The sequence below is a fragment of the Pantoea sp. SGAir0430 genome (assembly GCF_043549295.1).
In genome coordinates this window covers 155,266-170,243 of the sequence record NZ_CP039427.1, presented here as the reverse complement: position 1 = coordinate 170,243, position 14,978 = coordinate 155,266, and the positions used below count along the sequence as shown (strand labels likewise).

Here is a 14,978-nt window from a genome sequence, read left to right as displayed (position 1 = left end):
TGGCCCCCGCAGGTGAGAATTACTGCGATTAACGCGCGTTGTCTTCCGCCAGTTTAGGCGCCGCATCATCCTGATCGTCATGATGATGCTCGTGCTCTTTCATCGCTTCCGCCTGCACGCGCTTACGCACGCCAAACCAGCCGAGCACCAGCAGCACGGCAATCAGCGGAATTGAAGCAATGGTGTAAGTGCCGTTCGGGTAGTCAAACGCCATCAGCACCAGCACGCTCACCAGGAACAGCAGCGTCAGCCACGAGGTAACCGGCGCCCACGGCAGCTTAAAGCTGACATCTTCCGCTTTGCCCTCTTTGATGGCTTTGCGCAGACGCATCTGGCACACCACGATGAACGCCCACGAGGAGATAATCCCCAGCGACGCCACGTTCAGGACGATCTCAAACACCTGCGACGGAACGTAGTAGTTGAGCACCACGCCAATCACGTACACGCCGATGGTCACCAGGATACCGGCGTACGGCACCTGCTGCTTACTCATCTTCGACATGAACTGCGGCGCCGAGCCGCCCATCGACATTGAACGCAGAATACGTCCGGTGGAGTAAAGGCCCGAGTTCAGGCTCGACAGCGCCGCGCTCAGCACCACGATGTTCATCACGCTGCCAATGTAGGGCACGCCCAGTTTGGAGAAGAAGGTGACGAACGGACTTTGACCGGCCTGATAGGCGTTCCACGGCAGCAGCAGTACCAGCAGTACCACGGAGCCCACATAGAACAGACCGATACGCCAGATCACGCTGTTGATGGCTTTCGGCAGCATGGTTTTCGGGTCTTTACACTCGCCCGCCGCCGTGCCCACCAGCTCAATCGAGGCGAAGGCAAACACCACGCCCTGCACCAGCACCAGCGCCGGCAGCAGACCGTGCGGAAACAGCCCGCCGTTGTCGGTGATCAGGTGGAAGCCGGTGGTGTTGCCGTCCAGCGGTTTACCGCTGCCGAGGAACACCACGCCGACAATCAGGAACACCACGATGGCCAGCACTTTCACCAGCGCGAACCAGAACTCCATCTCGGCGAACCACTTCACGCCGATCATGTTCATGGTGCCGACAATCGCCAGCGCGCCCAGCGCAAATACCCACTGCGGCACATCACCAAACGCGCCCCAGTAATGCATGTAAAGCGCTACCGCGGTGATATCGACGATACCGGTCATCGCCCAGTTAACGAAATACATCCAGCCCGCGACGTAGGACGCTTTTTCCCCGAGGAATTCACGCGCGTACGAAACAAAGCTGCCGCTGGAAGGGCGATGCAACACCAGCTCGCCCAACGCACGGAGAATAAAGAAGGAGAAGATACCGCACACCAGATACACCAGTGCCAGTGCCGGACCGGCCATCTGCAGACGCGCGCCGGCACCGAGGAACAGACCGGTACCGATAGCGCCGCCAATGGCGATCATTTGTACCTGACGGTTACCCATCGCTTTGTGGTAACCCGTGTCGTGAGAGTTAAGCCAGCGCCTTCTCGCAGCACGCTGTTCGGCTGGCGTTTTTTTAGTAGATTTCATAGCTTTCCTGTTAGTCCTGTCCATCAATCACCGCGTAACCAATCGATTGCGCCGGGCAGTGCGAAATGGGGTAAAACCGGCCCCTGAGCGGCGGAACGATGCCGCGCGGCAAGCCGGGAAATTACGGCGATGAATCCTACCCGTTCTGCATGAACGAAGCAAAATTTACTGGCTGACTGCACGGGTTGATTTGTAATAATCCGTCGCGACGCACAAAAAAACCGGCCAGTGGGGTGGCCGGTAATCGGTGGCTACAGGAAAAAACTACCAGAGGGGAATAATGAAGGGCATTAACGGTAAATCTCGGCGCTGCCGCTCCACATGCTGGAATCGCCTGGATTCTGCATGCCAATGACGCGATAGTGGCTGGCGCCCATCTCTTCCGCTTTCTGCGACAGCTGACGGGTGGCGTCATCCAGCGAACCGCGCACGCCGCTCACCGAAACGGTGCCGCTGCTTTGCAGGTCCTGGGTTTGTGCCTCGCTCAACGGCGAGGCGGCAAAGGTAGTAAACGATGCGCTGGCAAGCAGTGCAGCAGTCATTACGGCATAACGTGTCTTCATGAGGTGCTCCTGTTGTCGTGCGGGAAAAGGGTTACGCGTCAAAGTATCGGCGAGCCAGTGCAAACCAGGCTGCGCGAGCGGTAAAAGCGTTCAATATTTCGCCAGCCAAACGCGGTTAATCCAGGGAAACGTAAAACGTGGTGAGTTTCTCTGGTAAAAGTAACCAGATGTGTCAATTTCGCGCTCGCACCCGCGCTGCGGCTGACTTATAATCCCCCGCTCTTGTAAGGGTTATTATTGTGATAGTGAAACGTCCCGTTACCCGCACCATTGCCCGCGCGCTCAGCGCGATTGTGCTGCTGTCGCTGTTAACCACCGGCCTGGCGCTGATGACGCTCTCCAGCAGTTTGCGCGATGCCGAAGCGGTGAATGTCGCCGGCTCGCTGCGCATGCAAATCTACCGGCTGGCGTGGGACAGCACGCGCGATCCGCAGCAGCTGGCGCACCATATGCAGCAATATCAGCAGACGCTGGAGTCACCGGCGCTGCAGCATCTGGAGCGTCCGTGGGTGCCGATTGAGGTCAGCAGCCGCTACCGCTATCTGCGCGACAGCTGGCCGGTACTGCAGGAGACGCTGCAGCCGGCGCGGGCGCAGGTGTACCAGCAGCGCGTGGCGGGCTACGTCAGCGAGATTGACCGCTTCGTGCTGGCGGTGCAGCACTATGCCGAGCTGAAAATGCATCTGGTGGCCGCCAGCAGCCTGTTCGGCTTTCTGGCGATTGTCGCGCTGGCGCTGTGGAGCATTGGCTTTATTCGCCGCAACGTGGTGCGTCCGCTCGATTCGCTGGTCACCGCCAGTCAATACGTCGAGCAGGCCAACTTCAGTTTTCCGCCGCTTTCCGTGCATCAGCCCAACGAGCTGGGCGTGCTGGCGCAGGCGTTTACCACCATGGCGGAGCGGCTGCATTCGCACTATCGCCTGCTGGAGTGCGCGGTGCGCAATAAAACCGAAGATTTAACCCAGGCCAACCGCACGCTGTCGCTGCTGTATGAAAGCTCGCAGATTCTCACCGGCAGCCCGCTCAATCCCGAGCTGATTCAGGGCCTGCTGCGGCTGGTGCAGCGGCGGGAAGCGCTGGAGGTGCTGCAAATCGCCAGCGAGGATATCGCCTTTCAGGCTGGCGTGCCCGCCGACGATCTCAGCTGGCAGCGGCTGCCGCTGCAGCAGGAGGAACAGCGCCTCGGCGAACTGTGCTGGCAAACCCGCCGCGCGCCGCCGGCCGATGAGCTGATGCACAGTCTGGCCAATATGCTGGCGCGTGCACTGTGGATCTGGCAGACGCAGAAGCAGTATCAGCAGATGCTGCTGATTGAAGAGCGCGCCACCATTGCGCGCGAGCTGCACGATTCGCTGGCGCAGTCGCTCTCTTTTCTGCGTATCCAGCTGACGCTGCTGCGGCGTAATGTCGATAGCAGCCAGCCGCAGGCACAGGCGATCATCGCCGATTTTGATCGCGCGCTGGCCGAGGCGTATCAGCAGCTGCGCGAGCTGCTCACCACCTTCCGCCTGAGCATTGAACAGGCCGATTTAGTGCAGGCGATGCAGGCGATGATCGCCCCGCTGCAGGAGCAGTCGCAGGCGGCGATTACCTTTGACTACCAGCCTGGTCTGCAAACGCTGGATGCTCAGCAGCAGGTGCACGTGCTGCAGATTGCGCGCGAGGCGCTGCTCAATGCAATTCGTCACGCACAGGCGCAGCAGATTCAGATTCGCTATCAGCGTGTCGCTGATGATGAGCACCTGCTGACCATCGAAGATGACGGCTGCGGTATCAATAGCGTAGAAGAGCCGCCGGGCCACTACGGGCTGACCATCATGGCCGAGCGCGCGGCGCGTCTCGCCGGCAGCTTACTGATTACCCCGCAGGCGCAGGGCACCTGCGTCACGCTGCGTTTTCCCGCCCGCCCCGCGCACCGGCTGGCTTAACGCATTACACTTAGCAAATGGATTGAAACTCTGGAGAACCTATGGCTCACCCTTCCCTGTCTATTATGATCGTTGACGATCATCCGCTGATGCGTCGCGGTATCCGCCAGTTGCTGGCGCTGGAACCGCGTCTGGAAGTGGTGGCTGAGGCGAATAACGGTACCGAAGCACTGGCCGAAGCGCGCCGTCTGGCACCGGATGTGATTCTGCTCGATCTGAATATGAAGGGCATGTCCGGGCTGGATACGCTGAAGGCGCTGCGTCACGAGGGCGTCGCGGCACGCATTCTGGTGCTGACGGTGTCCGACGCGCGCAGCGATATTTACGCCATGGTGGATGCCGGTGCCGATGGCTATCTGCTTAAAGACAGCGAACCGGAACTGCTGCTGGCGCAGGTAATGCGCGGCGCACAGGGCGAGAACGTGTTCAGCGAGGTGGTGGCAGAATATCTGGCGACCCGCCAGCCCAGCGCCAATCCGTTCAGACAGCTGACCGAGCGCGAACTGGATGTGTTGCAGGAAGTGGCACGCGGCTTATCCAACAAAGAGATTGCCGCCACGCTGCATATTTCGGAAGAAACGGTAAAGGTGCACATCCGCAACCTGCTGCGTAAGCTCGACGTCCGTTCCCGCGTTGCGGCAACGGTGCTGTGGCTGGAGAGCCGCAATGTGTGATTGCGCACATAAAGCTGCTGCGACTTTTACACTTTCTCCATAATTTATCCACGATTCCCTAATTTGCCCCGCGTACAGTAAGCAGCAGCCGGAGTTTTCAGGATCGCCCTTGCACTCCGCCAGCGTGAAGCGCAGCGTGCGACACGCTTTTACTAATAACAAGTACAAAGTACGCAGCTGAGGAGTGTCGGTTTCATGTCGAACTTTTTTATCGACCGCCCCATTTTTGCCTGGGTGCTGGCTATTTTGCTGTGCCTGTGTGGCACGCTGGCCATTATCTCGCTGCCGGTGGAACAGTATCCGGATCTCGCGCCGCCTAACGTGCGCATCACCGCCAACTATCCCGGCGCATCCGCGCAGACGCTGGAAAACACCGTCACCCAGGTTATCGAGCAGAATATGACTGGGATCGATAACCTGATGTACATGTCCTCGAACAGCAGCAATACCGGCCAGGCGCAGATCACCCTCACCTTTACCGCCGGCACTAACCCGGATGAAGCGCGGCAACAGGTACAGAATCAGCTGCAGAGCGCGCTGCGCAAACTGCCAGCGGCGGTGCAGTCGCAGGGCGTCACGGTAAACAAAACCGGCGACAGCAACATTCTGATGATCGCCTTTGTCTCCACCGACGGCAGCATGGATAAACAGGATATTGCCGATTACGTTGCCAGTAATATTCAGGATCCGCTCAGCCGCATCGACGGCGTCGGCCAGGTCGATGCCTACGGATCGCAATACGCCATGCGCATCTGGCTCGATCCCAATAAGCTGATTAACTACGCGCTAACCACCGACGATGTGGTCAGCGCCATCGAATCGCAGAACACCCAGGTGGCGGTCGGCCAGGTCGGCGGGTTGCCGTCGGTGGACAAACAGGCGCTGAACGCCACGGTTAACGCCCAGTCAATGCTACAGACGCCCGCGCAGTTTCGCGCCATTACGCTAAAAACCAACACCGACGGTTCAGTGGTGACGCTCGGCGACGTGGCCACCATCGCCATGGGCGCCGAAAAGTATGACTTTCTGAGCCGCTATAACGGCCAGCCGGCATCCGGTCTCGGCATCAAACTGGCCTCCGGCGCTAACGAGATGAACACCGACAAGCTGGTGCGCGCCCGTGTTGCCGAACTGGCGCAATACTTCCCGCACGGACTGGAAGCCAAAGTGGCGTTTGAAACCACGCCGTTCGTCAAAGCCTCCATTAAGGACGTGGTGAAAACCCTGCTGGAAGCGATTCTGCTGGTGTTTCTGGTGATGTACCTGTTCCTGCAAAACTTCCGCGCCACGCTCATTCCCACCATTGCTGTGCCGGTGGTGCTGCTCGGTACCTTTGCGGTGCTGTACGCCTGCGGCTTCAGTATTAACACCCTGACCATGTTCGCCATGGTGCTGGCCATCGGGCTGCTGGTGGATGATGCCATCGTGGTGGTGGAAAACGTTGAGCGCATCATGAGCGAAGAGGGATTATCGCCGCGGGCCGCCACGCGTAAATCGATGGGGCAGATTCAGGGCGCGCTGGTGGGCATCGCGCTGGTACTGTCCGCGGTGTTTGTGCCGATGGCGTTCTTTGGCGGCACCGTGGGCGCTATCTATCGCCAGTTCTCCATCACCATTGTCTCGGCGATGGTGCTGTCGGTGCTGGTGGCGATGATTCTGACGCCCGCGTTGTGCTCCACGCTGCTCAAACCGCTGGCGCAGGGCCAGCACCATGGCCGGCGCGGCTTTTTCGGCTGGTTTAACCGTCACTTCAATGCCAGCGCGGAACGCTACGAGCGCGGCGTAGCGCGCATTCTGCTGAAGAGCGGCCGCTGGCTGCTGCTCTACCTGGCGATTATCGGCGTGATGGCGTTCCTGTTTATTCGTCTGCCTACCTCCTTCCTGCCGCTGGAAGATCGCGGCGTATTTCTTACTCAGGTACAGCTGCCACCGGGCTCGACGCTGCAGCAAACCTCGCAGGTGGTGGCCAAGGTTGAGGATTATTACCTGACTGCCGAAAAGGACAATGTGCTGTCGGTGTTCTCCACCATCGGTGCTGGTCCGGGCGGCAACGGGCAAAACGTGGCGCGCCTGTTTGTGCGCCTGAAGGACTGGGAGCAGCGGCCAGGTCGCGATCGCACCTCGTTTGCCATCATCGATCGCGCCACCGCAGCCTTTAAAAAGATCAAAGAGGCACGCGTCATCGCCAGCAGTCCACCAGCGATCACCGGCATGGGCAGCTCCTCCGGCTTTGATATGGAGTTGCAGGATCACGGCGGCATCGGGCACACCGAGCTGATGGCGATGCGCGATCGGCTGCTGGCGCTGGCCGACAACAATCCGGCGCTGTCGCGCGTGCGCCACAACGGGCTCGACGACAGCCCGCAGCTGCAGATTGATGTCGACCAGCGTAAAGCGCAGGCGCTCGGCGTGTCGCTGGACACCATCAACGACACCCTGACCACCGCCTGGGGCTCAACCTATGTGAATGATTTTCTCGACCGCGGCCGCGTGAAGAAAGTCTACGTCCAGGCGGCACCGGAGTTCCGCATGCTGCCGGGCGACATCAACAAATGGTATGTGCGCAACAACAGCGGCGGCATGGTGCCGTTCTCCGCCTTCGCCACCAGCCACTGGGAGACTGGTTCACCGCGTCTTGAACGCTACAACGGCTATTCGTCGCTGGAGATTGTCGGCGAGGCGGCTAACGGCGTCAGCAGCGGCACGGCGATGGATGAGATGGAGAAACTGGTGGCGCAGCTGCCGCTCGGCGTTGGCTTCCAGTGGACCGGTGCCTCCTATCAGGAACGTCTCTCCGGCTCGCAGGCGCCGGCGCTGTATGCGATTTCGCTGCTGGTGGTGTTCCTGTGCCTCGCGGCGCTGTACGAGAGCTGGTCGATTCCGTTCTCAGTGATGCTGGTGGTGCCGCTGGGCGTGGTGGGCGCGCTGGTCGCCACCTGGCTGCGCGGACTGGAGAATGACGTCTACTTTCAGGTCGGCCTGCTGACGGTGATTGGCCTGTCGGCGAAGAATGCGATCCTGATCGTCGAGTTCGCCAATGAGATCAACAGTAAGGGGCGTGAGCTGCTGGAATCGACGCTGGAGGCATCGCGGCAGCGCCTGCGGCCGATTCTGATGACGTCGCTGGCCTTTATTTTCGGCGTGCTGCCGATGGCGATCAGCAGCGGTGCCGGTTCCGGCAGCCAGCATGCGGTCGGTACTGGCGTGATGGGCGGCATGATCTCCGCCACGGTGCTGGCGATCTTCTTTGTGCCGCTGTTCTTTGTGCTGGTGCGCCGCCGCTTCCCGCTGCGGGCAAAGCCACACGACTGAGGCTAAATCCGGGCAAATAAAAAGCCGCCATGATGAATGGCGGCTTTATTGATGTGTGCGGTAAGAATAACAGCAAGTTGGGAAGTGCCCTGCTTTTCTCTTCACGAATTACTTACGTAACATCGCTTCGATAAATTCTTTCCAGTTCCCCAGTTCGTGTTCAACCATAATACCCTCTCTTCTTGTAGTGGCGATTTTACGCCGTTTTTTTCTACAGGTGAATACGTTTCCACCTCTCATCACTATCGGCAACTACCGCAGAAAGCTTGAATTTGCCGAAACTGCGGACTGACGCACATTTCAGCAACCTGTTAATGCGACTCATAAAAGCGCGGACTTAATCCGCCAGGCCCGTTTTTACCACCTAAGATAATTCTTAGATCGCTAATGATGCCGCAGGCGACAATTTCGCAGGTAAGTGAAAGCGTTTACTGGCCCTGATTAGCGTCGTTTATTGGCGTCGCGGCGAGATGAAAAACAGCGCTGCTGCGCGTCTGACCTCACAGCCCACAGCGCGCTATGGTAAACTCGCGCTTTATTTAACACAGGACGGGAATACGCGATGACAGCGCAGTGGGTGATGTACGGAATTAAGAATTGCGACACCATAAAAAAAGCACGCAACTATTTGAGCACTTCCGGCATCGACTTTCATTTTCATGATTATCGCGCTGACGGGCTGGATGCGGCACTGCTGCAATCCTTTATCGACCAGCTGGGGTATGACGTGCTGCTGAACACGCGCGGCACCACCTGGCGTCAGTTGCCGGAAGCGGAACGCGATGCCATCCGCGATGCGGCCAGCGCCAAAGCGCTGATGCTGGCGCACCCGGCGCTGATCAAACGTCCGGTGCTGGCGGCGCCAGACGGTACATTGCTGGTGGGTTTCAAAGAACCCGTTTATCACGCCTTTATCCAGGAGAAGTCATAACATGTTCTGTCCGGTCATTGAGCTGGCTCAGCAGCTTATTCGTCGCCCCTCGCTTAGTCCGGATGACGCCGGTTGCCAGGCCATGTTAATTGCGCGCCTGGAGGCGATTGGTTTCCACGTCGAGCCGATGCACATTGGCGATACGCTTAACTTCTGGGCCACGCGAGGCCAGGGCGAAACGCTGGCCTTTGCCGGGCACACCGATGTGGTGCCGCCGGGCGATGCCAACCGCTGGATCAGCCCGCCGTTTGAACCTTCGATTCGCGACGGCATGCTGTTTGGCCGTGGCGCCGCGGACATGAAAGGCTCGCTGGCGGCGATGGTGGTGGCGGCCGAGCGCTTCGTTGCTGCCCATCCCAATCATGCTGGCCGGCTGGCGTTTCTCATCACTTCCGATGAAGAAGCCAGCGCCGTCAACGGTACGGTAAAAGTGGTTGAGCGCCTGATGGCGCGCAATGAACGCATGGATTACTGCCTCGTCGGTGAACCGTCGAGCACCGAAGTGGTCGGCGACGTGGTGAAGAATGGTCGTCGCGGCTCGATGACCGCCAATCTGACCATTCACGGCGTGCAGGGCCACGTGGCTTATCCGCATCTGGCTGATAACCCGGTACATCGTGCAATGCCAGCGCTCAACGAGCTGGTGGCGACCGAATGGGATCAGGGCAATGAGTTCTTCCCGCCGACCAGCATGCAGATCGCCAACGTGCAGGCCGGCACCGGCAGTAACAATGTGATCCCCGGCGAGTTTTTCGTGCAGTTTAACTTCCGCTTCAGCACCGAACTGACCGATCAGATGATCAAAGATCGCGTGGCGGCGCTGCTTGATCGCCACCAGCTGCGCTATACGCTGGAGTGGAATGTGTCCGGTCAGCCATTCCTGACTTCACGCGGCAAGCTGGTGGATGCGGTCGTCAACGCCGTGGCGCACTATAATGAGATCAAGCCGCAGCTGTTAACCACCGGCGGCACCTCTGACGGGCGCTTTATTGCCCGCATGGGCGCACAGGTGGTGGAGCTCGGCCCGGTGAATGCCACTATTCATAAGATCAATGAGTGCGTGAAAGCCTCGGATTTGCAGCTGCTGAGCCGGATGTATCAGCGCATTATGGAACAGCTGATCGCCTGATGGCACCTTGAAGGAGAAACCTCATGGAATGGTTAAAAGAGTACTGGTGGGTGATTGTGATTCTGCTGATGGTGGGCGTGCTGATGAACGTCTATAAAGACCTGAAGCGCATCGATCATAAAAAATATATGGATAACAAACCGGATCTGCCACCGCATCGCGATTTCAACGATAAGTGGGACGATGACGACGACTGGCCGAAGAAGAAGTAGTCGCCGCCGATCGTTTAGCGTACAAGGTCGCCCTGCACGGCGACCTTTGTTTTATGGCGCGCGGTCTCACACCATCATCACCACATCGTCGTCGCCCGGCTTCGCCCCGCTCAGCGCCTCATCGAAATAGCGGCGCGGCACGGTATAGCGCAGGTGATTCAGCGCCAGCTGCATGCTGCGTTCATCAATTGCGTGCGGCAGGTCGTCAACGATATCCAGCGTCACATCGCCGCCCAGCGCAGTTAAGCGCTGCATCGCCGCTTCCGCATGCTGCATCGGCACCTGCTCGTCATAATCGCCGTGAATCAGGTGGATAGTGTTGCGCGTGCTGGCCTGCTCCGGCAGCGTGACGTAACGCCCGCTAAAGGCCACCACGCGTCCCGCCAGATCCGGCTGGGCTTTTACGCCTTCCAGCACCATGGTGCCGCCCTGCGAAAAACCGACCAGCGCGGTGGCTTCCGGCCGCACGCCGCTCTGTTGCTGCCAGTGACGCACCGACTCGACAAAGGACGGCATCACCGCATCCACGCCCTGCTGCTGCGAGCGGTCGTGTTCCGGTATCTCGGCATACCACTGGCGGCCCTGCGGCGCGCTGGCCGGATAAGGTGCGCCCACTGACACCACCTGCGCCTGCGGAAACGCCTGCGCGAACCAGCTGCCAATCTGCGCCATCGAATCGGGGTTGTCGTTCACGCCGTGATACAGCAGAAACAGCTGCGCGGCGTTATCCGGTTGCTGAACAATTACATATCGTAGTGCCATAACGTCCTCCTCAAATCACTATACGCCGCTGACGGCAAAGTGATATTGGGAAAATTTGAACGAGATAATGGATTTATTGCAATGTGCCGAGGCGCTGCTGCCAGTGCTGCGCGGCGGCGGCATCCAGCGTGATGAGTGCGTCAGCCGCCTCCGCGCGCAGCCTGAGCATCAGCGCTTTACGCCCGCTCACACCGGCCAGCCGTGCCGCTTCACTCAGCGTTTGTTTTTGTTGCAGTATGGCACACAGCAAGGGTGGCGATGCGACACCAGCCAGCCGCTGCAGCACCGGATAGCTGGCTTCAAACGGCCGCTGCGCCCAGGCAAACGCGGCCAGCAGCGGCCAGTCGTCGGCGCTGAGAGATTGATGGTCGGTGGACGACAGGGTCAGCGGCACCGCGATCAGCTTTTGCAGCCACGGCCAGTCGCGCGCCAGACGCTGCGCGGCGCGCTGCTGCAGGGCTTCACCGGCTGGCGTCAGCGCACAGATCGCCATCGCCGCATAGCAACCGCTACTGGCTTCGCGCTGTGAACCGATACGCACCAGGGTAAAGCCGCAGGCGCGCCAGAACTGCCACAACGCTGCGGTGTAGCCAAAGCTCACCGACAGATAATCCGCGCCCTGTGCCTGCTGCCGCGCCGTCGCCACCAGCGCGCGACCGATGCCGCGCTGGCGCTGCGCGGCCTGCACGGCGATGCGGCTGATGCGCAGCGAACGTAACGTCGCCGCTTCAGTAAAACCGGCATGTGCCGCTAATGACTGCGCCACCAGATTGCCGCGCGGACGACGTAAGCCGGCCCACACCGCCTGCGCCAGCGCAGCATCCAGTCCGCCCTCTTCCACCAGCCACAGCGCGCCGGTGACCTGCTGCGGCTGCCCGGCCAGCCAGAAATGCATGCCGGGCGCATCCAGCATACGTCGCAGATCGAGCGGCGAGGTGCGATAGTGGGCGCTCGCCAGCAGACGATAGCCGGCCTGTAAGGCGTCGGCGTGCTGCGTGGGCGTAGCGGCAAAAATCGCTGTCTGCGCGGGTGCGTCGCAGGCTTCGGCCTCAGCAAACAGCAGCGCCGCACTCAGCCACTGCTCCAGCGGATCCTGCGCCGACCAGCGCAGCGGCTCATCCAGCTGGAAATAGCGCACCTGCGGCAGCGTGGCGCAAAAGCGCAGCATGAAACCGCGCCCGGTACCTTCGTAGCCCTGCACCGTGGTGGTCAGCAGAACGCGTGGAAAACGCTGCACCAGCTGCTGTAACAGCGGCGCGGGGATCGCCGCGGCCTCATCCACAATCAGCCATTCTGCCAGCGGCTGAGCCTCCTGCGGCTGAGCGAGAATCGCATCCGGGGCCATAAATCTAAACTGCTCAGCGGCGAACTGCGCCAGCACCTCCGTCGCGGCTTTGGCTGGCGCCGTCACCAGCGCGCTTTGCGTCTGGCGCGCCAGCATCCCCGCCAGCGCCGATTTGCCGCGACCGCGCGGGGCGATGCTCACCGCGACACCGGGTGGCATGGCGCACAGCTGGCGGACAATCTGCGCCTGCTGCTCGGGGGCGCGACACTGCCACGGCGCGAAGGGCTGCGCCGCCGGCAGGCGTGGCGTCTGGTGTTGACGCAGCAGCATCACCTGCGCATCCTGCAGGATATGCTGTTGCAGATGGTGGATGAAATGCGGCGTGGCGATGGGCTGGTCGACATCGGCCCAGCGCAGGCTGTCGCGATCGGGCTGCGCCGGCCAGGCGTTCCAGTCAGGCGTCAGTAACAGCAGCCAGCTGCCGGCCCGCAGCGTCCCGGCCAGCGCAGCGAACGCTTCCGCGTGAAAGCCGTGGCGCGCATCAAAAATGGCATGCCGGAATTCCCGGCCCAGCAGGGTACGCAGCGCCGCAGGCGCGACGCGCTGCGGGAAGTCATCGCTGTCGCTGACCGTTAACCAGTCACCGGGCAGCGCGGCCTGCCATGTGGCCGCCTCCTGGCGCGCCCAGCCGGCCTCACCGGCAATCACGCACAGACGGCGGATACCGGCTTGCTGCATCGCCGCCGTCAGTTCAGCGTGCAACATCAGTTACTGGCGAAGGTGTTGCACTGGCCCGGATTGCCGCTGTCAAAACCGCGTTTGAACCAGGTGTAGCGCTGCTGAGAAGTGCCGTGAGTGAAGCTGTCCGGCACTACGCGCCCCTGACTTTGCTGCTGCAGACGATCGTCGCCAATCGCCTCGGCGGCGTTCAGCGCTTCCTGTAAATCGCCCACCTCAAGAATGTTCTCCTGCTGCATGTAATGGCCCCAGACGCCAGCAAAGCAGTCCGCCTGCAGCTCCATCTTCACCGACAGCTGGTTCACCTGCGCCTGCGTGGCGCCCTGCTGCATCTGGCGCACTTTCGGTTCGATACCCAGCAGTTTCTGCACGTGATGCCCCACTTCGTGGGCGATGACGTAACCCTGGGCAAAATCCCCCCCGGCCCCGAGTTTGGTTTTCATGTCGTCATAGAAGGAGAGATCGATATACACCGTTTGATCGGCCGGGCAGTAGAACGGCCCCATTGCCGACTGGCCGGTGCCGCAGTTAGTGCGCGTCGCACCGCGATACATCACCAGCTTTGGCGGCGCGTATTGTTTGCCCATCTGCTGGAACAGTTTGCCCCAGGTATCTTCGGTGGTGGCGAGGATCACCGAGGTGAATTTGGCCGCCTCGTTATCCTGCGCCGAATTGACCTGACGCTGCTGCTGTTGCGACACCGGAGCGCCGCCTTCCAGCAGCGCGGTGAGGTCGTAGCCGTAATAGCCAGCGACCGCGACCACAATCAGCAGAATAATGCCGCCCTTGCCGCGCGGCAGACGAATCTGGCGTCCGCCAGAACTAAAACCCGGCGAATCGCCGCGACGATCTTCCACATTGTCGCTTTCACGACGCCCTTGCCAGCGCATGGCCTGCTCCTGTTATCAATGACTTTTGCATGATTTTAGTTGGCGGCAGAGGTTAGTACCAGCAATGCGATGCCAGCGGAACGAGATTGCGTGCAGGGCGCAGCGTGAAGGCCGTAAACAGACAATAAAAAAGGCCGCCAGCCAGGGCGACCTTCATGCGCTGAAAGGTTTGCGTCTGTTATACCGTGACGCACACCGGCAGAAGCTTAGTCCAGTTTGACACCCAGACGGTGTGCCACTTCTTCGTACGCTTCGATCAGGCCGCCGAGGCTCTGGCGGAAACGGTCTTTGTCCATCTTGTCCATGGTCTCTTTGTCCCACAGACGCGCGCCGTCTGGCGAGAATTCGTCGCCCAGCGTCACTTCACCTTTGAACAGACCGAACTCCAGCTTGAAGTCCACCAGAATCAGACCGGCATCATCAAACAGTTTGCTCAGCACTTCGTTGGCTTTGAAGGTCAGTTCCTGCATGCGCGCCAGGTTAGCTTTGCTCACCCAGCCAAAGGTTTCGCAGTACGATTCGTTGACCATCGGGTCGTGTTTGGCGTCATCTTTCAGGAAGAGATCAAACAGCGGTGGATTGAGCAGCATGCCCTCTTCCACGCCCAGACGTTTCACCAGCGATCCGGCCGCCCGGTTGCGCACCACGCACTCTACCGGCACCATCTCCAGCTTTTTCACCAGCGCTTCGTTATCAGAAAGCAGCGCTTCCATCTGGGTCGGAATGCCCGCTTCCTGCAGTTTGGTCATGATGAAATGGTTGAACTTGTTGTTCACCATGCCTTTACGATCAAACTGCTCGATTCGTGCACCGTCTCCTGCTGACGTATCGTTGCGGAATTCAAGTACCAGCAGATCCGGATTGTCGGTGCTGTATACGGTTTTCGCTTTACCGCGATACAACTCAGCTCGCTTTTGCATCTTGTTAACTCCAAACATGAAAGAACCCGTGTTCAGCGGTGTTTCACCGCGCGATGACTGCCTGACGCAATCGTTTACCTCGCCGGGCGCTATTATGCCAAAA

General features: G+C 60.0%; 13 protein-coding genes. 6 read left to right on the top strand and 7 right to left on the bottom strand.

The genetic code is table 11. The features are described from left to right. Nucleotides 1–28 precede the first annotated feature (28 nt). Together ansP and E7738_RS00870 are read right to left on the bottom strand one after the other, a co-directional pair. On the bottom strand, nucleotides 29–1,531 hold the full coding sequence (gene ansP / locus E7738_RS00875) for an L-asparagine permease (RefSeq protein ID WP_031279802.1): 1,503 nt from the start codon (nucleotides 1,529–1,531) through the stop codon (nucleotides 29–31). Between the two features lie 290 nt (nucleotides 1,532–1,821). Then, entirely contained in the window at nucleotides 1,822–2,094 is a 273-nt protein-coding gene (locus E7738_RS00870) for a YdgH/BhsA/McbA family protein (protein WP_058770823.1), read from the bottom strand. 239 nt (nucleotides 2,095–2,333) lie between these two features. Between E7738_RS00870 and narQ the strand changes: the two genes are divergently transcribed. From narQ to acrD, 3 genes are all read left to right on the top strand, one after another. After that, a complete protein-coding gene (narQ, locus tag E7738_RS00865; protein WP_031279801.1) occupies nucleotides 2,334–4,022 on the top strand; it encodes a nitrate/nitrite two-component system sensor histidine kinase NarQ in 1,689 nt (562 codons plus the stop codon). Between the two features lie 41 nt (nucleotides 4,023–4,063). Next, nucleotides 4,064–4,696, top strand: coding sequence for a response regulator (locus E7738_RS00860; protein WP_058758331.1), 633 nt, complete (start codon nucleotides 4,064–4,066; stop codon nucleotides 4,694–4,696). Between the two features lie 195 nt (nucleotides 4,697–4,891). Next, on the top strand, nucleotides 4,892–8,008 hold the full coding sequence (acrD, locus tag E7738_RS00855) for a multidrug efflux RND transporter permease AcrD (RefSeq protein ID WP_021508044.1): 3,117 nt from the start codon (nucleotides 4,892–4,894) through the stop codon (nucleotides 8,006–8,008). 108 nt (nucleotides 8,009–8,116) lie between these two features. Here acrD and ypfM read toward each other — a convergent pair whose 3' ends face one another. Further along, nucleotides 8,117–8,176 (bottom strand): protein YpfM, encoded by a 60-nt coding sequence (ypfM, locus tag E7738_RS00850; RefSeq protein ID WP_104085366.1) that lies wholly within the window; start codon nucleotides 8,174–8,176, stop codon nucleotides 8,117–8,119. A gap of 394 nt (nucleotides 8,177–8,570) precedes the next feature. On the opposite strand from ypfM, the gene E7738_RS00845 reads away from it, so the two are divergent. From E7738_RS00845 to E7738_RS00835, 3 genes are read left to right on the top strand one after another with little or no spacing between them, the layout of a single operon-like run. Beyond that, the gene (locus E7738_RS00845) at nucleotides 8,571–8,939 is read left to right on the top strand and encodes an ArsC family reductase (protein WP_021508043.1); all 369 of its coding nucleotides are present in this window, start codon (nucleotides 8,571–8,573) and stop codon (nucleotides 8,937–8,939) included. A gap of 1 nt (nucleotide 8,940) precedes the next feature. Beyond that, nucleotides 8,941–10,068 carry a succinyl-diaminopimelate desuccinylase gene (gene dapE / locus E7738_RS00840; RefSeq protein ID WP_010617581.1) on the top strand — a complete coding sequence of 376 codons (1,128 nt, stop codon included), beginning with the start codon at nucleotides 8,941–8,943 and terminating at the stop codon, nucleotides 10,066–10,068. A 23-nt stretch (nucleotides 10,069–10,091) separates the two neighbouring features. Beyond that, nucleotides 10,092–10,280 carry a YpfN family protein gene (locus tag E7738_RS00835; protein ID WP_021508042.1) on the top strand — a complete coding sequence of 63 codons (189 nt, stop codon included), beginning with the start codon at nucleotides 10,092–10,094 and terminating at the stop codon, nucleotides 10,278–10,280. Nucleotides 10,281–10,346: 66 nt separating this feature from the next. On the opposite strand, the gene ypfH is transcribed toward E7738_RS00835, so the two are convergent. The 4 genes from ypfH to purC form a co-directional block, all read right to left on the bottom strand. Beyond that, nucleotides 10,347–11,042 carry an esterase gene (gene ypfH / locus E7738_RS00830; RefSeq protein WP_021508041.1) on the bottom strand — a complete coding sequence of 232 codons (696 nt, stop codon included), beginning with the start codon at nucleotides 11,040–11,042 and terminating at the stop codon, nucleotides 10,347–10,349. A 73-nt stretch (nucleotides 11,043–11,115) separates the two neighbouring features. After that, entirely contained in the window at nucleotides 11,116–13,092 is a 1,977-nt protein-coding gene (locus E7738_RS00825; RefSeq protein ID WP_394515998.1) for a tRNA(Met) cytidine acetyltransferase TmcA, read from the bottom strand. Further along, entirely contained in the window at nucleotides 13,092–13,955 is an 864-nt protein-coding gene (locus tag E7738_RS00820) for a KPN_02809 family neutral zinc metallopeptidase (protein WP_021506607.1), read from the bottom strand. Before E7738_RS00820 ends, E7738_RS00825 begins: the two co-directional genes overlap by 1 nt. A 206-nt stretch (nucleotides 13,956–14,161) precedes the next feature. Continuing rightward, nucleotides 14,162–14,875 (bottom strand): phosphoribosylaminoimidazolesuccinocarboxamide synthase, encoded by a 714-nt coding sequence (gene purC, locus E7738_RS00815; protein WP_031279423.1) that lies wholly within the window; start codon nucleotides 14,873–14,875, stop codon nucleotides 14,162–14,164. Between the last annotated feature and the right edge of the window lie 103 nt (nucleotides 14,876–14,978).